We start from the raw sequence: 26,552 nt of genomic DNA, 5'->3' as shown, positions 1-26,552 counted from the left end.
ATGGAGAATCATGAGCACTGAAGAAACCCGCACCAACGTGCCCTCCAGCGGGGGAGAAATGGTTCGCCTGCGGTTCGATATCGCCTACGACGGCACCGACTTCCACGGCTGGGCACGGCAAAAACCGGCGGGCGGGGAGGAACTTCGCACAGTGCAGGGCGACATCGAGGACACGTTGAGCCTGATTCTGCGTCACCCGGTGGAGTTGACCGTGGCGGGGCGCACCGACGCCGGGGTGCATGCAGCAGGCCAGGTCGCGCACGCGGATGTTCCTGCGGCGTCGCTGGACCAGAGGTCGATTGAGGGGGATCCGGGGAGGTTGGTGCGCAGATTAGCGAAAATGCTCGAACCCGACATCCGGGTGGCGGACGTGGGCTTCGCGCCCGACGGCTTCGACGCGCGGTTCTCCGCGCTGACGCGCACGTACCGCTACCGGGTGACCACGGCGGCCGGGGGAGCCCTGCCCACCCGCGTCCGCGACACAGCGGTGTGGCCGCGGAGAGTCGACCTAGACGCCATGCAGGAGGTGGCTAACGCGGTAGTCGGGCTGCACGACTTCGCTGCGTTCTGCAAGGCGCGCCCGTTCGCAACGACGATCCGGGAGATCGTGTCCTTCGAGTGGCACGACGTGTCCACCGCCGAGGAACCAGAACTGTATGAAGCGGTGATCGTGGCCGACGCCTTTTGCTGGCACATGGTCCGCGCATTGGTAGCCACATGCCTTGACGTGGGCTCCGGCAAGCGGGCGGCTCGTTGGGCGGCTGGGTTGCTGGGGGAGAAGGAACGCTCCAGTTCCGTACGGCTGGCCCCCGCGAACGGGTTGACCCTCATCGCCGTCGATTACCCCGATGTAAGCGAACTTGCAGCTCGCGCGGCCCACACCGCGCAACGCCGGGATCTTTCGGAGGTGCACTCCGAGACATCCGGGACGAAGGAATAGAATTCTTGGGCAGGTAAATTCGAACGGATCTCCACGGAGGTGGGACGCATGGACGCAGTCGGTGCCGTGTGGTTGGCGATCGCTGTGTTCACCTTGCCGGGACTCTTGTTCGCGTGGGTGGCGGGGGCCAAACTGCCCGCCGCCGCTGCCGCCTCCCTGCCGGCGACCTTCGGCATCGTCGGGCTTGCCAGCTGGATGTACGGGGCCATGGGCATCCGCTTCGGCTGGACGTCCTTCGTCGTCTTCCTGATACTCATGCTGTGCGCGGCGGGTGGTTGGCGCTACGCCTTCGCCCGCCGCGCGAAGCGCAGGGGCGCGGCGAGTTGGCGGCGGGCGCTGTGGCCGGGGGACTGGCGGAAGGGCAGCATCGCCGACCCGTCGTGGGTGCTGCCCGGCGCCGGCGTCGCCGTCGGCGCGTGGATGCTCATCGCCAAACAGCTGGAGCTCCAGTCGCAGGTCCCCGGCCAATTGAAGAATGTCGTCCAGGGCTGGGACACACAATGGCACGTCAACGCCGTCCGCTTCATCATGGATGAAGGCATCGCTTCGCCGACCCGGATGGGCGAGCTGCAGAACCCCCAGACGCATCTCGACCTGTTCTACCCCTCCGCTTTCCATGCGGCGACAGCCCTCTTCGGCCATGCCGCGGGCTTGGAGCCGGTGGAGGCGCTGAATCTGGCGTCGATAGTTCTGCCGAGCCTGGCGCTGACGGCGGGGGCTGCAGGTCTCGCGTGGGCGATGGCGCGCGGGCACGGGATGGTCGCGCAGATCGCCGCCGGTCTAGCGGGCATCGCTGTGTATGCCTCCCCGGTGCTGGTGTGGATCCCGGACTTCGTGGGCATGCGCCCCTACATCGTGGCGATCGGGCTATCCGGCATCGCCATTGCTTTGTTCATGCAGGTGCCGCGCTACCGCGCCCTGGCCTTGCCGACGCTCTTCGCATTCCTCGGCATGATGCAGGTGCACCCGTCCGCTGTTCTCGTCGTCGTGCTGGCGGTGGCGCTGTACTGGCTGACCTACTTGCTGTGGCACCCGGACCGCTCTCGTGTCGGTGATCTGCTGTGGCTTGCCATCCCGGCGATCGGCGCGCCCGCGGCATTCCTGCCGCAGCTGCTCGCCGGCAGCTCGCAGGCGGAAGAAGTGAACACCTGGGACGCCCAGGAGAGCGTCACCGCGGCGGAGGCCTGGGAGAAGGCGTTCATGATGCGCACCCGCCACGTCGGCGAATTCTTCCCCGACTTCGACCCCACCGTCCTGCTGTGGCTCGCCGGCTTCGGTGCCGTGGCGGTGGTGGTGTGGCGCGGCCAGGTGTGGGCGCCGGTCTTCTACGGGATCATGGTGGCCTGCACCGCCCACGCCCTGCGCCCCTTCGAGGGCATGTGGGAGCCGCTGTTGACGGCGCTCGGTGCGCCACACTACAACTCGGCGCACCGCATTGTCACCGTGGTGGCCATGACGGTCATCGCCGCCGCAGCCGTGGGCGTGGCTGTGATCATCCGGGTGTTCGCGCTGGCGCCTATCGCGGCCCGCTACGGCACCCGCCCGTGGGTGTGGGGCACATCGGCCGCCTCGGCGGTCCTGGCCGTCTTCGCTGGGTGGGGAACCGGCGCGTGGGCGTCGACGGTGGCTGTCGACGGCGCCGGGCTCGCCTTCGACGCTTCTCGCGTGAACGACCGCATGGTCGACGACGACCAGCTGAAGGCGTACCAGTGGCTCGCTTCCCGCCCCGAGACCAAGGAGGGACTTGTTATGGGCGAGTCCACCGACGGGTATTCGTGGGCGTACGGCCTCTACGGTGTGCCCACCGTCGCCCGCCACTACCTGTGGCCCTCCGGCGGCATGGGCACCGACTCGATCGTCCTCGGGGGGCGCGCCGGCCAACTCGGCGCCGGCGAGAAGGGGCACCCGGATGCGGTCACGCCCGTCGACGAAGCCGCCGCGGACCTCGGCGTGCGCTTCATCGTCTCCTCCGGCAACACCTTCTGGAACGGCCCGCGCAACTGGCAGGTACACAAGGCTCTCTGGTCCACCCCCGGAGTGACACCCGTTTACCAGCGCGGACAGGTGACGATCTTTGCCGTCGACAAGCAGTTCACCGACAGTGAGCTCGCCGAACTGCAGAAGGACGCCGTGGCCAACGGCGGTTCCACCGAGATCCCGGAGCTGCGGCCGTTGACGGAGGAGCTCGCGGCAGTCGACGAATAACCCCCGTTGCGCATTTCAGTGCGCATTCCCGGTTTGAACAGCACCGCGGCGGAATCAAGCGGTGGATGCGCCACGCTTGAATAGTTCGTTAAGTATTTCACGTGGGGTTGCGCCGCCGAGGATTTGTCGGGGTGTTTCGTTGAGCTCATTTTGCACCCACGCGACATGTTCGGGTGTGACGGTGGCAAAGTCGGTGCCCTTTTTGTAGAACCTGCGCCTGATCTCGCCGTTGGTGTTCTCGTTGGTTGGTCTCTGCCACGGTGAGTGCGGTTCACAGAAAAACACCTGGCAGCCGTCTTTAATCTGGACTTGTGCTGTGACAGCCATTTCTGCGCCTTGGTCCCATGTGATGGTCTTTAGCTGCTCGGTGTTGAGGTCTTTGACCATGTCCTGCAGGGTTGCGACCACGGTGTGTGAACTGTGCTCATCGGGAAGGTGTCCAAGCAGGGTGTAACGGCTGGTGCGCTCTACTAGGGTAATCAGCGCGCTTTTGCCACCTTTACCAATAACAAGGTCGCCCTCCCAGTGCCCGGGAATAGCCCTGTCATCAGCTTCCGGGCTGCGGTGGGTGATCTCAGCACCTTTGATCCAAGGGCGACCGGTTAACACGCCAGCGTTTCGGGCACGACGCTTGCGTGTTGAGCCGCCGCGGATAAGTACGTCTTTAGTCTTCATGACTTCTTCAAGCTCGGCTCGCAGGCTGCCTTTGCCTTGAATGTATAAGGCACTGTAGATCGCTTCGTGGGAAATACGCATGCTTTCATCATCGCTGAAAGCATGGAGGGTGTCAGGAAGTTTGTGTGTGAGGCTCTGATCTGAAGGAGTTTCACTGATAATGACTGCTGTGTCACCGAAGAAAGGCCATGACCCGGCGAGGGTCAACGAGATCAGCGAGAAGCTGATGGAAAATCCTGAGCTGGCCAGCCTGATCAGCGAGCTGTCGGCCTCTGCTGATGATGCAAGCGACCTGGTTAAAGGCCTGTTGCAGGCATCGATCAACGCTGGTCTGCAGGCGGAGATGGATGCGCATTTGGGCTACGGCCATGCCGACCGTAAGGCGAAGGCCCGGGTGGAAACCGCACAGGAGAGCAATCACCGCAACGGGTCGTACACCAAGACCGTCAATTCTGGGTATGGCGCGTTGGAAGTGACTATGCCGAGGGATCGTGCTGGCACGTTTGTTCCAAAGATGGTGCCGAAGGGATCCCGTCGGCTGACAGAGCTCGACGACATGATTATCTCGTTGTACGCCGGCGGGATGACCGTGCGCGATATTCAGCACCATCTCGCCGGCACCCTGGGGGTGGATATGAGCCCAGATACGATCAGTACCATTACCGATGCGGTGTTGGATGAGGTGCTGATCTGGCAGAACAGGCAACTCGACGAGTTCTACCCAGTGATCTTCCTTGACGCGCTGCGAGTGAAGATCCGCGATGGTCACCGGGTGGTCAACAAAGCCTGCTACATAGCCATCGGTGTGGATATCGACGGCATCAAGCACATTTTAGGATTGTGGATCGCAGACAATGAAGGTGCCGCATTCTGGGCATCAGTCTGCGCAGATTTGGCCAACCGTGGCGTCCAGGACGTGTTCATCGTGTGTTGCGACGGGCTCAAAGGCCTGCCGGAAGCCGTGGAGGCAACCTGGCCGAATTCGATGGTGCAGACCTGCATCGTGCACCTGATTCGAGCTGCGAACCGGTGGGTGTCCTACCAAGACCGCAAACCCGTATCGAGGGCGCTACGTGAGATCTACACGGCCGCCAACGAGGACGCCGCCCGTGCCAGCCTGGATGCTTTCGAGGCCTCAGAGTTGGGCCGTAAATACCCGCAGTCGGTCAAAGTCTGGCGCGACGCCTGGGACCGGTTCGTGCCGTTTTTGCAGTTCCCGCCGGCGGCCCGGCGGGTGCTCTACACCACCAATTCGATCGAATCGCTGAATGCTGAACTGCGTAAAGCTACCCGTAACCGGGGCCAATTCCCGAACGATACCGCGGCGCTGAAGACCCTATGGTTGATGATCTGCAACATCGAAGACAAGCGCGCCGCCCAGCGAGCGAAGAAGGCGAAGCGCGACATCGAATGCAACGGCTATATTGAAGGAGCGAAAGCCAACGGGTGGAAACAAGCCATCAACCAACTAGCCGTGGCGTACCCCGACCGATTCGCGGACTACTTGTAAACCAAACCCCGCACACAAACAATCGGACACTCTCAAAGCATGCTCAAGCCATGCACTAATGCGCCCAGGTGACCACCTGCGGGCAAGGCAATCGACTACTACACCCCGAAGCGTTGGGCTTTCATCGAGCTTGCGTAGTTTTGGCCGCACCATCCGACCAGCAGTAGAAACAGCAGCGTTGTGGGCGTTATACCGCAGCTGCTCTGTGCCGTCCTCATCGACGATCTTCCAACCATTACGGGTGATTTCACGAGCGACGACACTGTGGTGCCTATTTATTTTCTGCGCGATGGCTCGTGCCGAATCACCGACACGACATCCCGCTTCAATAGCAACACGGTCTTCAACAGTAAGCCTGCGACCACGCCCTACTAAGGCGTGTTTGTCGAATACGCCGCTAGGAAATCCATCAACGGCTTGAGTTTTCATCGGTGCTGGCATAACAGAATCTTTACCCAGCTTCTTGCCTGTATCTGGCAAAGACACCACCGCCTCATCAGGCGTTCGACGATGTCGCTGCCGGCGTAACTTCGCATACCGCTGCTTCCTTATCCACCCATACACGGTAGAAGGATGCACACCGATAGCATCAGCCACTGTCTGACAGCTCTCACCAGCAAGCACTCGCTCCACGGCCTGGGCACGTTCATCAGGTGACAAGTGGGCGCGTCTAGGCCGCACTTCGATTACACCAGCTTTCTTTAACCTGCTGTGAAGCAAGCCAGTCGATATTCCAACAGTCTGTGCTGCTTGACTGATCGACATACCTGCACGCACCAACCCAACAGCCTCACGGACAAACGGATCACGCAAACGACTCGCACGCCTGCCTGGAGGTTCGACACCTCTTACCCTCAACCAACCGTAAACCGATTCGGGGCCTACACCCACATCACGCGCGACCAGGCTAACTGCCTCGCCTGCCACCACGCGCTCAACAGCAGCATCCTTAACATCCTTCGGAGTCCAACGCGTCACAACTACCTCCCGGTCGAAGTGGCGCATTCACCCCTTGACAGCACGCTTTACTGCAAGACCCTCAAGATTTCTGTTCTTGAGAAAGTTGTACACCTTCTGCAGGCTGTATGCTTTTGCGTCCTGGAGACCGTAGATACCGTCGGGGAGGGGTACGTGAGCATCTGCCATACCCAGCTGCTTCCACAACACATCCTTTGAGTCTTCTAGGTCCAACTGTTCGCCAATGGAGCTAATGATCCGTTCGATATCCCACGCGCGGAAACCGTCCTCAAAGTCGTAAAACTCATTGTCCTGCACATACTTGTAAAGCCAGTGAAGGTGCTGGATATCGGCGATTTCGCCATCATTACGCTCACGACGCTGCTCCTCAATGTCCGCGAAAAAGTCCTCGAAGCCCGCGTGGACAATCACTCCTCCAACGACCTGATACCACTTTTCAAAACTGCCTTCGGCTCTTCCAGACGGAGGCTTCGGCTTGTCTGCTGCTATCCACGACTGGATGATCGTGAGCAGTGCAGTCATCAGCGGGCCACGGTTTTCCAGCACCCAATCCTCTAGCGGACTGTGCTTAAAATCTGACCTCGTCTCCGCGTAATCTACGTCTGTTGATAAGCGGCAGTAGTAGATGCGGCGAGCCATGTCGCGAGAAAACCGCACGTTATTGCCGGTAAAGGCCATCATCAGAATGTTGCGAACGGCAATTTGTCGTGACTCGCCGAGTACACGGCCCGAGTAGGTCTTATTCGTGATCGCAGATCGAAGGTATCGAGAATCAATCTCGCGGGGAGGCTCATCGAAATGCACGTGGGAATGACCAGCCGCATAAACCGACGTGAGCACCTTCCCCCACTCTTCGTCGTTGTTAGGGCACGTAGAAACGGGAAGCGCGTCACCTGTGAGCAGAATAGCCGCTGCCTTCAGGAGCTTTTCTTTACCCACCGAAGGACCGCTACCCGTAATGGCCAAGGCAGGTACCGCGTCAAGCCAGAGACGCACGATACTTGTAATCATCCAGGCCAACACGTGAAAAAAGTCAGACTCGTCTTCAAACGGAAAGTCGCAAAACATCTCGCGAAGAAGCTCAAGTGCCTTGTCCGCCTCTTGTTCAGTCGGGTTGGCTGGTACATCCAAACCCTCAACAGCTGGATCGAGGTCAAACTCCAACCCAGTTTCAACGTCATATCCAGAGTGGAGAATCATCCGTCCGCTCTCAGTAACAACCGGCGAATGCACAACACCGTTGAGCGGAGGCAAGTTCTTTACAGACTCGCTTTGAAAAATGTTGTCAACTTCAGAGCCAGGGAGACTGACACTTCTCGGGCCGTTTTTCATCATCATAAACGTCGTAACCGAGCGACGAATGATACTCATACCGTTCGAGCGTGTGACAGGCACAACGTCACAACGACGATTATCTGAAGCAGACGTTGCAGGCCTATGCAGCATCTGGACAGCCCGTTCTCCCTGAGAAAACAGTGTCTCGCCACCAAACTTCTCGTTGACAATCTCGAAGATCTTCTCGTTGCGAACCTCATCATTACCTTCGTGGATATCCATCACCTCAGACCCGGGATAACGAATCGTTTCCATCAGAGCGTCCAACTCACTCTCATTAGCTGCACCACCGGGAAGCTCAGGCATTTTCGGCATCTTCCGAGCAGGCTTGTCCTGGGCCTTGCTGATCCACAGCTCAAGCATCTCCGCACGCTTGTCTTCAGGCAGAGAAGCCAGCACGTCATCGAGACCTTGCTTACCCTGACCGGGTACCTGTACAAAGCGCACCGGTGTTGCACCCCACTGGACAAGCAGTTCACGAAACTCGCGCGCGCCGTCATAGACGTACCGGTTCTCACTGGCGTCTGCATCAGGGACGATACAGACGTACAGGTCCATGAACTGCGAGAGTACAGCGTAATTCTGCAAGCCCTTCCAGCCCCAGATGCCCGTGACGCGGTAAACAGCAACCGTGTCGTCCGTGTTCGACAGGGCGGCGAGGGCTTGCTTCGTGCCCTCCACGATAAGTACATACTTCGTCTCATCAGTAACAGGGCGCAGCACTGTTAGCGCAGGCGGAGGGGTACCCCACTCATTGTCCTTGGTCGGGCAGACGTACTTCATCGGCCGACCCTTACTGTCGCACACCGATCCAGGCCGAGGCTTGACTTGGTACGTGGTTTCACCGCTGATCTCTTTCATTGGAAAGACGAGAGACGGCAGCGCATCAGGACCGATCCACTGCAGTTCCTTGGGCACAGCCTCAATGGTGCGTGCTGTGTACACACCGCAGGACGCAATAACCTCATCTGAGATCGCGCTCGCGTACAGCTCTGCACGGTGCTCATCGGTGAGTTTCGGAGTCACGGTATGGACAGGCGAAGAAGTTGTATCTCCCGGTTGACCGAGTGATACCACGGTGGTATCATTGAGGTCAGAAACCGCAGCATCCTGACCCGTTGTTGTTTCTTGGCCCCCGGTAGCTACGGGGGTCTTTTTCTTTGCCTCCATGGTTACGCCGCACCTCCGGGTTAAGTAAAGAAAAGTGTGTCTTTTCCGGGCGTGTTGCGGTTATTTGATCCAGCCTTTTTGGATGCCGAGGTTGTGTTGGTAGCTGGTGTCGATGGCGGTGTCGTATTCTGCTGGTGCACCGATGTCATTGGTAGTGGCTGTGGTGTTGTGGGTGATCAGGTCTGTTGCTGTGGAAAGTGCGTCTTGACCCCATCGTTGGTCCCTGGCGATCTTGACCGGATCGTCAGGGACTTCTGTATGTAGATACAGCCACCAATCCATCACTGTGCGTTGATGCGGTAGTGATAGTCCGCGGTGTCTGCGGGCTAGTTCTTTTATGGGGGCGTTGATGCCACCTTCGAGGCTGTTTGTTGTTGCTGCAAGGTTGTCGGGGTCGATGGTTGTTGGTGGGGGTTGCAGGTAGGTAAACAGCAGGTCTCTGCGGTGCAGAGATAGCAATGATTGATAGGCCGCTCGGACGCGTTGGTGGGTGTAGACCTTGGTGTAGGCGCCGGTAACGGGGTCTTTGGTGGTGGTTTTCTCGTTCATCCATTCCCGGTAGGTGTGGTCGAATTCGTGCAGGTGGGCGACCCATGTGGATGCTTGGTCAAGGTCGGTGATGCGAGTGAGTTTCAGGGCTAGGCGGTAGAGGGTTTTGCCGGCATCGGTGCGGGGGTTGCTGGTGGTGTGGCGGCGGACTGTTCGTTGGGCGTGGACGAGGCAGCGTTGGATGCGTGTTGTTGGCCAGCAGTGGTGGATGGCTGATTGGGCACCTTGTCCGCCGTCTGTGACTGCGATTAGTGGTGCGGCAATGGGGCGTAGGAGTTCGGTGTAGGCGGCGGTGGTTTCGTGTCTGGCCCAGGTCCAGTTGATGACGTGGGTTTTACTGGCTGCGATCAGGAGGCATCCGGACTTTAGATAGGTCGCGTCGAGGAAGATTTGGTCATGGATGCGGAATGGGTCGATGGTGGGTGTGGGGATGATCCACCAGCACCATCGGAATCGGTGGTGCATGGTTTGCCTGGTTACGCCATGGTGTGCGGCGAAGGTGGTTAGAGATTGGGTGCCGGTGGCCCATTGGATGAACAAAGCCATGGTGGCGGTGTTTTTGTTGTGGGTTTGGGTGTTGCGGGTAAAGGAGTGTCCGCAGTGGGTGCAGCGCCAACGGGTGGTTGATTTGCTGGTGGTGCCGTTTTTCTTTGTGTTGTTGCCGCATAGTGGGCAGCTGGGGCGGTTGGTGGTCATCCTTTAATCCAACCGGTGTGCGGTTAGCACAAATGTGGCCGGAGGTGCGGGATGGTGTGGGTAATAGCTTTCGGGGAGCTATTCTTTGGTGATTTGTGGTGTGTGGTCTGGGGTTATGGTGGCATGCGGACACACTTTTCTTTACTTAACCCTCAAAAGCTGCATATTAGGTTATGCTAAGTTAATTCACGCTTGCTGCACTTGTGCCACCACTTTGGCCAACGCAGCCCATAAACCCGTTATTTCCGCATCATGAGACAAGGAGCGCGTGTTGTCTAGCAACCCGTTTGATGACGAACAGGGCAGCTTCTTCGCCCTTATCAACGACGAGGGACAGTACTCGTTGTGGCCTACGTTCGCCGCCGTGCCAGACGGATGGACCGTGGCTCTGGGAGACCCTTCCCGTGGCGTAGACGGCGGGGTATCGCGGGACGAGGCGATGGAGTTCATCGACCGCGAGTGGACCACCTTGCAACCGGCAGGAAAGTCTCACGCTTAAGTGAGTGCCGTACTTCCCACTGCTTCGCCTGGTGAGTCCGCTGCGGAGATTGGCCGCCTGCTCCGTCGCACCGCAACTCCAGCAATTAGTGCGGTGCTGTTCACTTTCGCCGGTGCCTTGCTCTCTCTGGCGCCCATTTATCTGCTGGCCAGCGTCATCGATGCGGTAGCCGCCGGTGACGGCAAGTCTGGCGTGCTGAAGGTGATTGTGTGGGCTGCCGTGGCGTGTGTTGGTACTGCCGTTGTCGCTGGCCTTGCGGAGGCGCTGACGGGTGTGACGATTGCCCAGGTAGTTGCGAAGTTGCGTGAGCGCGCCGTCGCCGCGGTGCTGAATCTGCCTTCCACCACGGTGGAGTCCCTGGGCCGGGGAGAGGTGCTGGGCCGAGTTGGTGCGGATGTCGCCGCGCTGGTGAGCAGTGCCCGCAAGTCGGTTCCATCGACCCTCAGCGCGCTGGTGATGGTCGTGGTGGCCAGCGCTGGAATAGCGGGGTTGGATTGGCGCCTCGCGTTGGCGGGGCTGTGCGGGATTCCGTTCTATGCGCTGGGGTTGCGATGGTATCTTCCTCGTTCTGCCCCTTTGTATCGACGCCAACGCGAATTAGAAGCCGGTGTCATCGGTTCCTTGCAAGGTTCTATGGAGGGCATTCGTTCGGTTCGTTCGCATCGGCTGGTGGATAGCCGCCAAGGTCTCACCAGGCGCTACGCGCAGGCTTCGCGGGACGAATCAATCGCTGCGTTTCGTGTGTTTTCCGGGCTGGTGGCGCGGGAGAACTTCGCGGAGTTCATGGGGTTGTCAGCCCTGTCTGTCGTAGGCTGGTTGCTCTTCCGCGAAGATGCGGTGACGGTGGGCGAGATCTCGGCAGCGTTGATTCTGTTCCACCGTCAGTTCGTGCCGATCGGCACGATTCTGTTCACCTTTGATGAACTGCAGCGCAGCGGGGCGGCCTTGGGGCGCATCGTGGGACTCATTCGCTCCGCGGGTGCGGATACGCCACAGCCGATTGATGACTACTCCTCGCATCGGCAGAGTCCAGCTGTAGAGGTCAAGGGCCTGAATTATCGGTACGAGGATGGCCCAGAGATCTTGCATGACTTGGCGTTCCACATCCCTGCGGGGTGCACGGTATGCGTGGTCGGCGGATCGGGAGCTGGCAAGTCCACGGTTGCGGAAATTGTCTCTGGAACCCTCGAGATGGCAGAGCCGGGTGTGATCACCGTTGGGGGGTGCGACGTGGTGGGAATGAGTGCGCAAGAAAGAAGCTCGATCTTTTGCGTTGCCTCCCAGGAAAACTACGTCTTCGCGATGAGTTTGCGCGATAATCTCCTGCTGGCAGCCGAAGGTGCCAGCGACGCAGAAATATGGGATGCGCTGCGCCGAACCGGTGCGGAAGATTGGTGCACATCCTTGTCCCATGGCGACAAGCAGGGCTTAGACACAATGCTGGGCGAAGGGGGCCTGCACGTAGATGCGGTGGCGGCACAGCGTCTGGCGCTGGCCAGGGTGGCATTGTCTCGGGCTGGCGTCGTCATTCTTGACGAATCAACGGCCGAAGATGACGGTGACCTCGAGGAAACACAGCAATCACACGAGGCCTTTTCGATGTCCTTGGAGGACGCTGCCCGCGCGGCGATCCGCGGACGGACGGCGATGGTGATTGCGCACCGGCTCAGCCAAGCAACCTCCGCCGATAGCGTGGTGGTGATGGAGCGCGGGCGCGTGGTGGAAACAGGTACGCACGAGGAGCTGGCAGCAAGAAACGGAACATATGCCGATATGTGGACCGCCTGGAATGAGCAGGGGAGGCAGGCGCGTGTCTGACAACAAGGTGGTGACGCTGCGCGGGCTGGTCAGAAAAAATTCTCGCGCGATGGCTCTGAGTGGCTTGTTGCTGAGCATCTACCACGTGGCAGAAGCCATGATTGCGGTGTTACTGGGATGGTTGGCGCACAGTCTTATCGCTAGCGAGAATGTGTGGCACCTGGTGGGTGGAATCGCAGCCTTAGGCGCTACGCTGGCGACGGTGTCTGTGAGCTGGCAGACAGGGTTCCGGATACTGCAGGCTACGTCGGCTCGGAACGTATGTGAATTGCGGGCAGGCATCACCTCGCAGGTGGTGAGCCATGGTGGGCATTCCGACGATGCGGACAGTCTGCCTCGCCAGGAATTGCCCACGGTGGTGGGTGAAGACGTGGTGCAGGCGGTAGACATCATCGAAGTGGTCCCGGTGGGGATCAGTGCGCTGGTGGGAGCCATTTTCTGCACGATTGTTCTGGCGCTGATTGATCTGCCACTGGGAGTGGTGGTGTTGGTGCTCAGCGCGGTGGTGTTGATAGTCCTGCACCGGCTGTCTCAGATCATTGAACGCCGCGCGGAGCGGCAACAAACTCTGCTCGCGCGAGTGACCGCGCGCATGACCGACATTCTGCAGGGGCTGCCGGTGATCTCGGGAGTGGCTGGCGCGCATCCGGCCTACCGTGGATATGCGCGTAAATCTGAAGAGGCGTGTGCGGATGCTCGGAAGCTCGCGTGGGTCAGCGGAGGTTATGAAGCCGTGGCGATGGGCAGCAATGTGCTGTTGCTGAGTGCGGTGGGCCTGTACGCGGGCTATCGAACCATTTCCGGCGATGTGACGTTGGGGGAGTTGGTCACCGTGGTGGCGCTGTCACAATTTATCGCGGAGCCGATGCGGCAGTGCAGCAGAATGCCGCGCTTCATTGGATTGGCGAGGGCTTCCGTTCGGAGGCTGCAGCGCGTGGCGGAAGCTCAGCGGCTGCGTGAGGGGCAGGGCGTGCCATCTGCTCAGATTGGCACGCCTGCCATTTCCATGCGCGGTGGAGACGGTGAGGCCGAAGGAGACGGCGAGGTCGAGGGATCAGAGCAGGCTTCCGTGGCGTTCGCAGAGGGGCGACTGACGGTGGTGCACTGTTCAGCCGCATGGGCAGATGCTCTGGTGGATGCGTTGGTCGCGGGGGAGTCGATGGAGCTTGGCTCCCTGACTAGGCCACAAACTCAACAACTGTGGATCCGGGGGCGCGATATTTGCGAGATCTCGGTAGACGATGTGCGTTCCGCTGTGCTTGCCGAGCCTCGGAAGCCGGCATTGTTTGGGGACACAGTGGGGCAGGCGGTGCTGCGGAGCTCTGGAGAGGGCAGGGCGGAGGATGCAGTAGACATTCTTAACGCCTTAGGGCTCGATGAACTGGCGCCGGGGGCGGCTCATTCAGCCGGGGTATTGGATCACGAGCTGACCGAAGGTGCGCGCAATCTTTCCGGTGGTCAGCGGCAGCGGCTGGGATTGGCACGAGCGCTACTGGCTGAGCCGGAGATGTTGGTGATGGTTGATCCGGTCTCGTCAGTGGATTCAATGACGGGCATGAAAGTGGCGCGTGCGGTGAGAGATATTCGCCGCGGGCGTACCACGGTGGTCCTGTGTGTGGGGAGGGCCTTCCAGTCGGTAGCCGAGGACGTAGTTGATGTGAAGCCTCTAGCTGGGAGTTTGCGGACGCGGGGTGAGCAATTCCCGCTAGGGGGTTGTTGAGCAATAGAAGATAGGTTAGCCTACCCTTTGCATTGCCTACCCTAAGAAGTTGGTTGGCGCATCCTACAGAGAGGCCATAGTGACCATCATCGATCGTCAAGCTCAGACATCCGCAGAGCGCAGTACCCACGAAAATTCCGTCCGCGACATCGTCGGGATCGGCATCGGCCCCGGAAACCTCGGGCTCGCGGTAGCTATCGAAGAGCAAGCTCCAGAACTCGATGCACTCTTTGTGGAAGCCCGCCCGGAATTCAACTGGCACCCAGGCATGCTCCTCGAAGGATCCAACATGCAGATCAGCTTCCTTAAAGACCTGGTTACGGTGCGCAATCCGCAGAGCCGCTTCAGCTTCATCAACTACTTGCATCACAGCGACCGCTTGATTGATTTCATTAACCGCCAAACCTTCACCCCGGAACGCGTGGAATTCGCCGATTACCTCCGATGGATCGCGGATCACATCACCGTGGACACGCAGTACAACACCACCGTGACGTCCATCGAGACGCTTCCGGAACTGGCCGCAGACGGAGCTCGTTTTGTGGTGCACGTCCGCAGGAAGTTAGGAAGCGGTGAGTCCGAAGGGCAGCGAGCTCAGCAGTCGGAGTCCATTCGCTGCCGCAACGTGGTGGTTGCCCGCGGTCTGGAAGCCAAGATGCCTGCGTGGGCAGAGGACAGCTCCTTGGACACCTCGCGCATCTTCCACAACATCGATTTGCTCCCGCGCACCAAGAAGCTGCTGAACAGTGGGTGGGATATCCGCCGAGCTTTGGTGATCGGCGCGGGCCAGTCCGCAGCCGAGGCCATCCGGTACTTCCACGATTGCCCGCATATCGATACCGTCACGGGCAGCTTGAACAGCTACGGCTTCATCCCCGCCGATGACAGCCCCTTCGCCAATCGGGTGTTCGACCCGGAGGCCGTTGATGACTTCTTCCATGCGCCCGATGCGATCCGCAACGAGCTGTTGATCCGCCACCGGTACACCAATTACGCCTGCGTGGAATCTGAGCTCCTCGATGAGCTCCACGACCGTCAGTATCGGGAAAGCGTCACCGGGCGTCAGCGGCTCGATATTCGCCGGACCACGGAGGTGCTCGGTGCGCGTAATTGTTCCGACGGCAGCGTCGACGTGGACATTCGCCACCGAGTAACCGGAGACGTGGTGACAGAAAACTTTGACGTGGTGGTGTGCGCCACGGGCTTCCGATCTCGCGGTCTTGCGGGGATTTACGCTGATAGTCACGGCAGTGAAGAATTCACCGTCACTAGGGATTACGGCGCCGTGCTCAATGGCGAGCGCGTGCCAGGACTCTTCGTGCAGGGAGCAACTGAGGCCACGCATGGACTCGGTTCCACGTTGCTCTCCAACATCGCGACCCGCTCCGGGGAACTGGTGGAGGCCATCACGGGTCAGCAACGCACGCATCGTGCGCCGGCGGATGAAGATCTCCGCTCCGAGCAACATCGGGATTCTTCGCACCTGATCGCAGGCTGATTTTCCCGAGCCGTGCTCCGCTTGAGGTTGGCTGACACCTAGCCCGACGTCCGCCATCCGCGTCTGATTCCCTGTTTCCCCATCAACCGAAAGGCTCTTTGTGCCCACCCGATCGTCTGCTCACACTCCGTTTTCCTCTGGCGATACGCTTGCTTCTCGAGATGGCGGCGCCGTCATCGGTCATGGCCGCAGTGAACAGGATCGGATCGCCCAGCAGCGCATATGGAATGACACGGATCAGGATCGCGATCGCCCGGACCTGATTAGCCTGCTCCTGCAGCATGCGCAGGAGACCCCGGATGCGCTCGCAGTGGTGGATGACCGGCACAGACTGACCTATGCGCAGCTCGTCGCCCATGCAACTGCTGTAGCGCGAAATTTGCGGGAACACGGTATTGACGCTGGTCAGAGTGTGGGAATCTCCCTGCCGCGCAGCGCGGAGATGGTGGTGGGTATCGTCGCCACGTTGCTCGCCGGTGGCAGTTTTGTCCCGCTAGACCCCTCGTGGCCGCAGGCGCGCCGGGAATCCGTCACCCACGATGCCAGCCTGAGCTTCGTACTCACGCCGGACAACTGCGCGCTCACCGAAGACGCGCTATTCGACCTCGATGCCACCCGCGAGCTGTTCACCCCGCCGTCCACGGACAGCGTTGCGTACGTCATCTTTACCTCTGGCAGCACCGGCCGCCCAAAGGGCGCAATGATCCGCCACGGTGCGATCGTGGAGCGCTTGCTCTGGCAGCGCGATCAGATCCTGTTCTTCGGCCGCGATGATGCCTCCCTGTTCAAGGCACCGCTGGCCTTTGATATCTCCATCAATGAGATCTTCCTGCCGCTGGTTTGCGGGGGCCGCGTGGTGGTGGCCGCGCCGGGCGTGGAGCAAGACCCCCAACGCTTGGCCCGCCTCATCCATCGCGAGGGCGTGACGTTTGCGTATCTGGTTTCGAGTGTTCTCGACGTCATGCTCAAACAGGCCGAAGGCACGAATCTATTAGACAGCTTGCGGCATGTCTGGTGTGGCGGAGAGATGCTCACCCAGGCGCTGTTCCGTCGCTTTCGCCAGCAGCTGGCCATCCCGCTGTACCACGGGTACGGGCCAGCGGAAGCTACCATCGGTGTCTCCCACGTCATCTACCGTGACGACGAGGATCGCCTCAACACGAGCATCGGTGTGGCCAATCCCAACTGTCGGCTCTATGTGCTCGATGAGCACCTGCGGGTGGTTCCAGACCAAGAAATTGGTGAACTCTATGTGGCCGGATTCCTGCTGGCCAAGGGGTATATCAATGCCCCAGGACTCACGGCCAGCCGCTTTGTTGCGGATGTGTTTGCGTCGGACGGAACCCGGATGTACCGCACGGGAGACCTGGTGCGCCGGCACAACGACGGCTCGCTGGAATTCGTGGGGCGGGCCGATAATCAGGTGAAAATCCGTGGCATGCGTCTGGAGTTGGAGGACGTGGAATCTGCGCTGGTGGGACACCCAGATGTGGAGGCGGCGAGCGTGATTGCTCGGGAGGGGCGACTGCTGGGCTACGTGACGGTGACTGCGGGCCTCGTGGGTGCTGCGATCCGTAGTTGGTGTGCCGAGGTACTGCCCGAATACATGGTGCCCGCGATTATCACCGTCATGGATGAGTTGCCGCGGACGGCCAACGGAAAAGTGGATCGGAAGGCACTGCCGGAACCTGATTGGAGCTCGCTCACTGATGCCCCGGCCGATGCTGAACGTGACGGGGAAACCGTTGCTCTGCTCGCGGAGGCAATGGCTGAAGCATTGGGGGTTAGCGCGGTGGGTGCGGAGACGGACTTCTTCGATATCGGTGGCGATAGCCTGCGGGCCATCACCCTGGTCTCGGCTCTGGGACGGCGCGGGGTGGAGGTGAGTGTGGGAGATATTTTCTCTGCGCGCACTCCACAGCAACTGGCTCGGTGCGCCGAAGAGCGCGGAACCTTCGTGCAGGATCCAGACGATGAACCAACCGGTGAGGTGCAGTCGCTGCCGATTCTGCGCTGGTTCGATTCCATTACTGATCACGTGGACGGCTTCATTCAGTCCGTGGAGTTTTCAGTTCCAGAAGATGTGGATGCGCAGCTGGCCGGGCGAATGGTGGCTGACGTGCTGCAGGCGCACCCTGCACTGCGGGCCCGTGTGCAGCGGAATCCCTTGCGGCTGGAACTCCCGGAGGGTCCTGGCGAAGAAGCGGTGGCGATCCACCCCACCACGGACATCGCTGCGCTTTCTGAACTGCTGGATCCGGCAGTCGGAGTGGTGGTAGCGGCTGGGCTGGTGCCCGGAAGATTGCGCCTGGTGGTGCATCACCTGGTGGTCGATGGCGTGTCATGGAACATTATCGGCGAGGACCTCGCCGCGGCGTATCGCGGGGAACAGCTCGCGCCGGAGCGGACGTCCCTGCGCCGATGGACGCAGCTGCTGCAACAGGCCGTTGATACTGGCGAATTCGCGGAGGATGCCAATAGTTCCCTGCCCCCATTGCCGAGTGCGGATGAACCTCTGCGGGACCCGCAGGTGCCAGCGCTTGCTGATAGTCCCGAGAAAGCGCCCACAGTCCGTGAGGAGCGCAGCGTGGTACATGAGGCATCAGTGCAGATCACGGACGAATTACTGGGTGCGGTGCCCCACGCTTTCCGCACGGGGGCGAATTCCGTATTGCTTACGGCATTGAGCGTGGCGTTGGCGCGTTGGCGTCGAAACAAACAAACATGGACCCTGGTGGAGATGGAGGGGCACGGCCGCGAAACCCGATTCGTACCCGGGCCACAGGGCAGGGAAGCGGACCTCTCACGCACCGTGGGCTGGTTCACCTGCCTATATCCCATGCTGATCGACCCCACCCGGGCGGCAGTGCAGGAGGCTTCCGCGGCGACCGAGGGCCACATCGCGCCGCTAGCGCTGGCACTCAATGCAGTGAAAGACCAGCTCGCGGCCATCCCCGGCAACGGCGTTCCTTACCAGGCCCACACCTGGTTGCATCAGTCCGCGAAGACCCCTCCGCAGGCACAGGTGCTGTTCAACTACTTGGGGCGCGTATCCGCAGGAGCACAAGATTTCGCTCCCGCGGGTTCCACCGGCCAACTCGGCGAGCAACGCGACCCGGACCAGCCGTTGGTCCGCGAGCTGGAGTTCAACGCGATCGCCGAAGACACCGGCGAGGGATACGTCCTGCGCACCACGATCTCCTGGGCGCGCGGCAGGATCTCCCCCGAACGGATCGACGAATTGGTCGCGCACTGGGATGTGGCATTGCGCGAGGTGGCAGCGCTTGCCGATCACGGCGTGTTGTCCGTGGGCGACGTTGCCCCCGCAACCGTGAACTCTGCGGACCTGGCACGAATCACTGCACAGAGCTCCGCGGAGCTGCAGGACGTGCTGCCGCTGACCCCGCTGCAGCACGGCATGTACTTCCACTCGCTATTCGAGGAATCGGCCAGTTCGTATGTGGAGCAACAGGTCTTGCGGGTGGAATGCAGCGAACCGTTTGACCGGGAGCGATTCGCTCGCGCTGCGCGTAATTTGATCCGACGCCACCCCGCACTGAGCACCCGCCCTTGGGAAACTGACGGTGGCGATGTGGTTGCCGTGATTGATCCGGGGATTGCCGAGCATCTGCGGGTGGACTTTCGGGAGGTGACGGTGCCTGCTGAGTTGGCTGAGGCTGGATTGGAGGGTTGGCTCGCGCAGCGTGCGGAGGAGATTGCCGCTGACGACATCTCGCGGGGAATCTCCTTGCAGCCGCCCGGTGATGCCGCGCCCGAGCCGCTCATGCGATGGACCGTTGTGCTCCCGACCAGTGTCGATGGTGCGGTGTGTGGCCAGGACATCGCCGTGATCCAGACGGTGCATCACCTGATCGCCGACGGATGGTCCGTGCCCATCATGCTGCGGGATCTCCTGGAGATCTACCGGGATGACGATGCCCGGATCCCGCGCTACGACCCGGACGCCGGAATGGCCGGCAGCGTGCGATGGGTGGCGCGCAGAGACGCGGAAGCCGATATGTCCGTCTGGCGCGAGGAAATGCGCGAGGTACGCCCCACGGTGCTGTGCCCTAATCCTTCGAGTTCGCTCGAGCGCCGGGAGTTGCTGGTAGACGATCCGCGGACTGTTGGCTTGTCTGAGCGTGCTCGGGCAGCGGGTGTGGGCCTGCCGGATGTGGTGCACGCGGCGTGGGGGCTGGTCCTTCGCACCTTGGTGGGCTGCGAACCTGGGGCTGACGTGGTGTTTGCCACTTCCGTTTCCGGCCGCGACATTCCCGTTCCTGGCGTGGCCGATGCCGTGGGCATGCAGCTCAACACCATCCCGGTGGTCGCGCCGGGGCAATCTGATCCCACCCTGCCGGTGACCAGCATGCTGCACGCCATGGTCCATCACAACAATCAGGTCCGCGATGTGCAGCACGTCAGCCTGGCTGATATTGCCCGCGACCTGGGAACCAACGCCAGCGAACTGCTGGATACGTTGATGGTGGTGGAGGTGCCGCTATCTCCACAGGACGTGGGCTGCCCCGGCTCGCCACTACAGGTTGCTGACGTGCGCAACAATGGCGCGCCGCACTTTCCCCTGTCCGTCGTGGTCAACCCTTCCGCTGAGCACCCACTGCGCCTGATCTACGATCCGCAGCGAATCACCGAGGTACGTGCCGAAAGGATCGCGCAGATGCTCGCGGTGAGTGTGGATTCTTTGCTGTCTGAATCCGGTGCGGTGGCGACCGTGGGTGAGGTTGCAGAGGCGTTGGGTGCGGTATCTGGTGTGGACACGCTTCCTTCTTTGTGGCGACGCAGCTTCGAACATTTCCGCGACCGGCCCGCCCTGACCAGCATCGGAGAAGACGGTGCTGCGGAGCATTGGACCTACGAAGAACTAGACGACGCCGCTCAGCGTATACGCGCTGTGCTGGACCGGAAGGTTGCCATCCACACCCCGAGAGTAGCCCTGCTCATGGAGCGCGATGCGTGGCAGGTTGCGGCCATTCTGGCGACCACGATGTCCGCCGGCACCTACGTTCCCGTGGATCCGTTGTCCCCGCAAGCGCGGGTGGAATTGATCCTGGAGGATTGCCAGCCCGATGCCGTGCTGGTGTCTCCCAGCGCGGAAAAAATGGTCTCTGAGCTGGTAGATTGTCCCGTCCTCGTGGTCAGTGAACAGACGATGAGCGGGGAAGCGAAGCCGCCTGCGGGCCGGTCGGCAAGCGTGGCCCGTGCCAATGACATCGCCTACGTGATCTACACCTCCGGCTCCACAGGGCGGCCGAAGGGCGTGGCCGTCACACACGCCAACGTGACCGCGATGCTGGGCAATGCTCGCAGCCACGTGGAGTTTTCGCAGGAGGACGTGTGGTCGATCAGCCACAGCTTCGCCTTTGACTTTTCGGTGTGGGAGATGTGGGCAGCGCTGAGCTCCGGCGGGCGTGCCGTGGTGATGCCGTATGCGCTGATGCGCTCGCCCGAGGATGCCGCAGAGGTGTTGCGTGCCGAAGCCATCACGGTGCTGAGCCAGACCCCAACCGCCTTTGCCGCGTTGGAGCCGCACCTCGGGCAGGACTCTGCGGTGCGCACGGTGATCTTCGGCGGCGAGGCCTTGGAGGCCCGCGCAGAGGCTGCCTACTGCAGTGCTCATCCGAATGTTCGGTTTATCAACATGTATGGCATCACGGAGACGACAGTGCACGTCACAGCACACGAATGCTCCGAGAATGCAGGGGAGGCCCGCAGCCCGATCGGCCGCCCGATGGACGGGTTGCGTACCTATGTTCTGGACGCGCAATTACAGCCGGTGCAGCCTGGAGAGACCGGCATGATGTACGTTGCCGGGCCGCAGGTCACCGCGGGTTATTGGGGGCTTGCTTCTACCACGGCCTCCCGCTTCGTGGCCGATCCTTTCGTTGGCGGCGGCGCGCGGATGTACTGCAGCAATGACATGGCAAAGGTGCTGAACAACGGTCATCTGGATTACGTGGGCCGCGCCGATAGGCAGGTGCAGCTGCGCGGTTATCGCGTGGAGCTGGGGGAGATCGAGAGCGCGCTGGAGAAGGTCAGCGGTGTGCGGGAGGCCACCGTGGTGGTCGTCGATCTGCCCGAAGGCCAGGTGCCGGGTGCGTTGTTGATTACGGATTCTCGTGCCGACGCAAAGGCGATCACCTCCCGAGCTGCCGCAGCGGCCCGAGACGCGCTCCCTGCCTACATGGTTCCGCAGCTATTCGCGGTGAGTACGCAGGTGCCGCAGACCATCAATGGCAAGCGGGATGAGCGCGCGATCCTGGACCTTCTGGGTGAGATTCCTACTGCTCAGGAGGCTTCGGGCACCTCGGATCTGGTGGAGGCGATCTCGCAGGCAATTGCTGATGCACTTCGCTTGGACCGCGCCGAGGTGGAGCCGGACTCGGACTTCTTCCGCTTAGGTGGAGACAGTATTCTTGCCATCCGCGTTACTCACGCGCTGGCGCGCGCTGATCTCAACGTGACTCCGCGGGACTTCTTCTTGGGCCGCACGCCACGCAAGATTGCCGAGCGGGTCACGCCGCAGGCCACCCAGCAGAAAATCCAGGAAACAAGGCAGAGCCAGGAAGAAGCCCTGCCCAAGGACGGGCACCAGGAGATCTCGGGGGCTTTCCCCATCCCGGCGATGCTGCGCAGGCAGATGGAAAGAGGCATGAGCGACCGCTTTGTGCAGGCGCGCCGCTTGGATCTGGGGCCAGTCGCTGTGGAGGACTTGGAACAGGCCCTGCAGCAGGTAGCGCAGGCACATCCGATGCTTCGTACGCGCGTGGACACCAGTTCTGCGTTCGCGCACTTTGTTGGTGCCGAGGGAGACGGCCCTATGGTTGTGCGGGCTTTGGACGTGGATGCATTGATCGATCACATCGATATTGCTGCTGGTCGTAGCGTGGTGCTCGGGTGTGTGGATGGGTACGTCAAGGCCGTTGCTCATCACGCGGTGATCGATAGCGCCAGTTGGATGATTCTGGAAGACGATCTGCGCGATGCGCTCGCAGGGCGCAGGATTCTCTCCGGGCAGGCGAGCTACAAGGATCTTTGCCTGCAAGAACTGCACGATGCTCACACCGCAGCAGCTCAGGATGCCCTGCACTGGAGTGAACTGGCTACGCTGCCACGGCCCGTCGAGGACTCGAACCAGTGGAGTACGGATCATGTGAGCACGCTCGAAGTGAACATTGACGGACAGACCGCGCAGGTCCTGCAGAGCGTTGCACCCGACGTGATGGGTGTGGACGTTCAGGACCTCGTGGCAGGACTGGTGACCGTCGCGGTGGCTCGAACAATGGGCACGGACGCGCGGAGCTGGGCCGTGGACGTAGAAGGCCACGGACGTCCGGCTGATCATTCCTATGGTCGAACCCTCGGATGGTTTACCACCATCGCGCCGGTGGAAATCCCGTTGGCTGATCCAGCGGATGCAGCACGTGCCGCAGCGGAAATGCGCGCGCTCCACGAGGACGGCACAGCCCCGGACCGCCGCACTTATCAGGCACTGCGATACACACACCCGCAAGGGCAGCGAACCCTGGCCCATGGGGCACAGATCCTGGTCAACTACCTCGGACGGGGAGAGACTGGCGCTGTCCTCCACGCGCCGGGCGATGCCGCCTGCCAGTGGACGGATTACCTGGTGGAGGCCGATGTGTGGTCTAGCGAGCGGGCCGTAAGCATGGAGCTGTCCGTGGTGAATGCGGTGATTTCCGCCGAGCGTTTGCGCAGCGCCATCGGCGAGGTTGCTCGCGAGTTGCAGGAGCACGTCAGCCGCGAGCAATCCTCAGGACGCCGCGCTCCGCTGAGCGTGCTGCAGCGCGGAATCTGGTTCCAGTCACAGGTGGCAGCACCGGGTGCCTACGTTGCACAGACTGCGTTGACGTTTGACCGGAGACTGGATGCCGAGGCCGTGGTGGAAGCCTTCCGGGACACAGTGACCGTGCATCCAGCCATGGGCGCGGAGTTCCACACCGATGCTTCCGGCCAACCCGTGCAGAACTTGCCGTGGAGTGGACAGGGCATTGACCTCCCCGTCGAGACCACCGAAGGGGATCTCGAGGCGATCATGCACGCTGATCGCAGCGCGGGCATCGATCTCGCATCCGTGCCGCTGGCGAAGGCAACCATCGTCACCGGCCGAAGTGACGGACAGCCTGGCGACACGCTGCTTCTTACCTACCACCTGGTTCTGGTCGATGGTTGGTCGCGTGCAGTGATGCTGCAAACCTTCCTCGAGAGGCTGACGTTGAGGTCCGGCCAGGCCCGCACGCAGGGTGCGGGAGAGTTGGTTCCTCGCGGTTGTTCTATTGCTGACGCCCTGCTCGAGTCCGTTGACACTCGCAAAGAGCAGGCAGATAGCGACTATTGGGTACATCGCCTAGAGACGTTGTCTCAGCCCACGCTCGTTGCCCCGCAGGCCGCGGATATCTCTTCAGAGCACGCTGGTAGCGAGTTGCCTCGCCAGGTGTTTGCCGAGGTCAGCGAGCAGCTGACCGGCGCACTGCAGGAAAAGATCCGGGCGCAGGCCGTGACGTTGACCTCCGTGGTCAACGCAGCCGTGGCCGTGGCCTTGGGTGCTGTCACAGGGGATTCGGATGTGGTGTTTGGTCAGTCTGTCAGTGGCCGCGATGCCTTGAGCGACCCCGCCATGTCTGATGTGGTGGGAGTGCTGCTCAACACAGTGCCAGTGCGAGTGACAGCTCGGCCCGGCCAGAGCATAGAAGAACTGGTCCAGGATGTTTATCGCCAGCGCATCGAGGATATGGACCACGATTCCGCGGACCTCGGCGCCATCCAGCGGCAGCTGGGGGTAGGCACGCTGTTCGATTCCATGGTGGTGGTGCAGAACTTCCTCGATCCGCAGGCAGCAGCGGAACTTCGGGAACGCCACGGGGTTGTGGAGGAGCGCGCGGAAGATTCCACGCACTTCCCTCTGACCTGGGTATTCACTCCGGGGCCGAAGCTGGGCATCAAGCTGGAATTCCGCCACGACGTGGTGGACGAGTCCCTCGCACATTCCGTGCTCAAGGCCGCGACCGAAGTCCTGACCGCGTTTGTGGACACACCAGAGGTCCCGCTCGCTCAGCTGGCCCAGTTGGCGCCAGCCCGAGCGGAGGATTCTTCCCCGCAAAGCACGACGGAGCAGATGGCTTCCTGGCAGAAGGCCGAAGGCATTGACCGCACCATTGCGGATGAGCTCAAGGACACCGCCCAGCGCTTCCCAGATCGCATCGCGCTAGCGGATGACGCACAGCAGTGGACGTTCGGTGAGCTGATTGCTCGCTGTTCCGACATTGCGGAAAAGATCAAGAATTGCGGCGTGACCAGCGGCGATACTGTCGCCATTGCGGTGGAGCGCTCCGCGCATTCGGTGGTGGCTCTGCTGGGAGCCCTGTGGGCAGGGGTGCGCTACGCGCCGCTTGATCTGACGCACCCCGATGGGCGGCTCCGGGTCCTCGTGGAGGACAGCCAGCCCGCAGCCGCGCTGGTGGACTCGAGTTCTCGGGAGCGCATGGAGCGGATCGGTGCGCTTCCTTGCGTCGACGTCACCACTGCCGATTCCCACGCCACCACCCACACGCCTGCGGCGGTGCCCGGGGACGATGCCTACCTGATGTACACCTCCGGATCGACCGGCAAGCCCAAGGGCGTGGTGATCAAGCATCGCGGGCTGCACAACATGCTGGACAATCACCGGCGCAAGATCTTCGCCCCAGCTGCTGCCGATGGGCGGACGTTGCGGATCGCGCATGCCATCAGCTTCGCCTTCGATATGTCGTGGGAAGAGCTGTTTTGGCTGGTGGAAGGCCACGAGGTGCGGATCTTCTCCGAGGATTTGCGACGCGATGCTGTGGCCATGGTTGAGGCCATTCGCGCGCATCAGGTGGATGTCATCAACGTCACCCCGACCGTTGCCGAGCAGCTGCTCGCGGAGGGGATGCTGGAATCCGGCGCGCATCGCCCGCGGCTGGTGCTCTTGGGCGGCGAGGCTGTCTCGCACGGCGTGTGGGAGACCTTGCGAAAGGCCGATGACGTGCGCGGATACAACCTCTATGGACCCACCGAGTACACCATCAACGCCCTGGGTGCTGGCACGGATGAGAGCGCCACGCCCGTGATCGGAATGCCGGTGGATCGCACGGCGGCGTTCGTTTTGGACCCGTGGTTGCGCCCCGTTCCTACAGGAGCGCCGGGTGAGCTCTACCTCGCGGGCAGCGGCTTAGCGCAGGAGTATCATGGGCTCGCGGCGCGCACCGCCAGCTCCATGGTCGCCTGCCCGTGGGGCGCCCCGGGTGAGCGGATGTATCGCACGGGAGACATCGTCCGCGTGCGTGCGGATGGCATGTTCGAGTACCTCGGACGCAGCGACGATCAGGTGAAAATTCGTGGTCACCGCGTGGATCCCGGCGACGTCTCGGCCGCCGTGTCCCGCGGCGTTGATCCCCGCATCCTCCACTGCGTGACCGTTCCTGTTCGTATATCCGACGCCACACTCCTGGCCTGTCACCTCGTGGCCCCACAACTGCGCGATGCGGACCAGGGGGTGCGGCAGAGTTTCCTGACTGGCGTGCGTAATGCATTGCGCGAGGAACTGCCCAGCTACATGATCCCGGATCGATGGTCGATCGTGGATGAGTTGCCGGTGACGTCGAATGGAAAGACCGACCTTGCTGCACTGGGTGAGGGAGAAAGGATCACGGAGAAGGGCCGCGAACCGGCGAACGAAACCGAGGAGATCACGGCGGAGCTGTTTGCCGAATCGCTAGATATTGAGCCCGAGGACGTGCCGGTGGATGCTGATTACTTTGACATGGGTGGGCACTCCATGGCGGTCATCAAGCTCTGCGCACTGCTGCGTGGAGAGCTGGGAGTGGAGGTTGGCGTGCGCGAATTCTACGGTCTGCGGACAGTCGAGCGCGTGGCGGAGTTTGTGGAGGCGCGCTCGTAGAT

Annotated in this window: 10 protein-coding genes and 3 pseudogenes; 8 read left to right on the top strand and 5 right to left on the bottom strand. The window is 61.4% G+C overall.

The window, feature by feature from the left end; genetic code table 11:
- Positions 1 to 10 precede the first annotated feature (10 nt).
- Entirely contained in the window at positions 11 to 940 is a 930-nt protein-coding gene (gene truA, locus QYR03_RS06395; RefSeq protein WP_301712448.1) for a tRNA pseudouridine(38-40) synthase TruA, read from the top strand.
- A gap of 48 nt (positions 941 to 988) precedes the next feature.
- Positions 989 to 3,145 carry a DUF6541 family protein gene (locus QYR03_RS06390; protein ID WP_301712447.1) on the top strand — a complete coding sequence of 719 codons (2,157 nt, stop codon included), beginning with the start codon at positions 989 to 991 and terminating at the stop codon, positions 3,143 to 3,145.
- A 54-nt stretch (positions 3,146 to 3,199) separates the two neighbouring features.
- On the opposite strand, the pseudogene QYR03_RS06385 reads toward QYR03_RS06390, so the two are convergent.
- Positions 3,200 to 3,925, bottom strand: a pseudogene (locus tag QYR03_RS06385) (IS30-like element IS1513 family transposase); the annotation flags it as partial.
- Between the two features lie 55 nt (positions 3,926 to 3,980).
- On the opposite strand from QYR03_RS06385, the gene QYR03_RS06380 reads away from it, so the two are divergent.
- Positions 3,981 to 5,330, top strand: a complete 1,350-nt coding sequence (locus tag QYR03_RS06380; RefSeq protein WP_301713562.1) for an IS256 family transposase — start codon at positions 3,981 to 3,983, stop codon at positions 5,328 to 5,330.
- Between the two features lie 36 nt (positions 5,331 to 5,366).
- On the opposite strand, the pseudogene QYR03_RS06375 reads toward QYR03_RS06380, so the two are convergent.
- The 4 genes and pseudogenes from QYR03_RS06375 to QYR03_RS06360 form a co-directional block, all read right to left on the bottom strand.
- A pseudogene (locus QYR03_RS06375) lies at positions 5,367 to 5,866 on the bottom strand (IS30-like element IS1513 family transposase); the annotation flags it as partial.
- 55 nt (positions 5,867 to 5,921) lie between these two features.
- Positions 5,922 to 6,095: pseudogene (locus QYR03_RS06370) on the bottom strand (hypothetical protein); the annotation flags it as partial.
- Positions 6,096 to 6,335: 240 nt separating this feature from the next.
- Positions 6,336 to 8,813 carry a hypothetical protein gene (locus QYR03_RS06365; protein WP_301713560.1) on the bottom strand — a complete coding sequence of 826 codons (2,478 nt, stop codon included), beginning with the start codon at positions 8,811 to 8,813 and terminating at the stop codon, positions 6,336 to 6,338.
- Between the two features lie 60 nt (positions 8,814 to 8,873).
- Entirely contained in the window at positions 8,874 to 10,058 is a 1,185-nt protein-coding gene (locus QYR03_RS06360; RefSeq protein ID WP_301978467.1) for an IS256-like element IS3503 family transposase, read from the bottom strand.
- 271 nt (positions 10,059 to 10,329) lie between these two features.
- On the opposite strand from QYR03_RS06360, the gene QYR03_RS06355 reads away from it, so the two are divergent.
- From QYR03_RS06355 to QYR03_RS06335, 5 genes are all read left to right on the top strand, one after another.
- Positions 10,330 to 10,557 carry an MbtH family protein gene (locus QYR03_RS06355; protein WP_011274127.1) on the top strand — a complete coding sequence of 76 codons (228 nt, stop codon included), beginning with the start codon at positions 10,330 to 10,332 and terminating at the stop codon, positions 10,555 to 10,557.
- 93 nt (positions 10,558 to 10,650) lie between these two features.
- Entirely contained in the window at positions 10,651 to 12,375 is a 1,725-nt protein-coding gene (locus QYR03_RS06350) for an ABC transporter ATP-binding protein (RefSeq protein ID WP_019176099.1), read from the top strand.
- A complete protein-coding gene (locus tag QYR03_RS06345; protein WP_011274125.1) occupies positions 12,368 to 14,095 on the top strand; it encodes an ABC transporter ATP-binding protein in 1,728 nt (575 codons plus the stop codon). Before QYR03_RS06350 ends, QYR03_RS06345 begins: the two co-directional genes overlap by 8 nt.
- 79 nt (positions 14,096 to 14,174) lie before the next feature.
- On the top strand, positions 14,175 to 15,593 hold the full coding sequence (locus QYR03_RS06340; RefSeq protein WP_301713485.1) for a lysine N(6)-hydroxylase/L-ornithine N(5)-oxygenase family protein: 1,419 nt from the start codon (positions 14,175 to 14,177) through the stop codon (positions 15,591 to 15,593).
- A gap of 100 nt (positions 15,594 to 15,693) precedes the next feature.
- Entirely contained in the window at positions 15,694 to 26,550 is a 10,857-nt protein-coding gene (locus QYR03_RS06335; protein WP_301713484.1) for a non-ribosomal peptide synthetase, read from the top strand.
- The last annotated feature ends 2 nt before the right edge of the window (positions 26,551 to 26,552 follow it).

This window comes from Corynebacterium sp. P4-C1, assembly GCF_030503595.1.
In the GTDB taxonomy this organism is placed as follows: Bacteria; Actinomycetota; Actinomycetes; order Mycobacteriales; family Mycobacteriaceae; genus Corynebacterium.
Note: the sequence above shows the minus strand (reverse complement) of the source record. Positions and strands in the feature narration are given on the sequence as shown.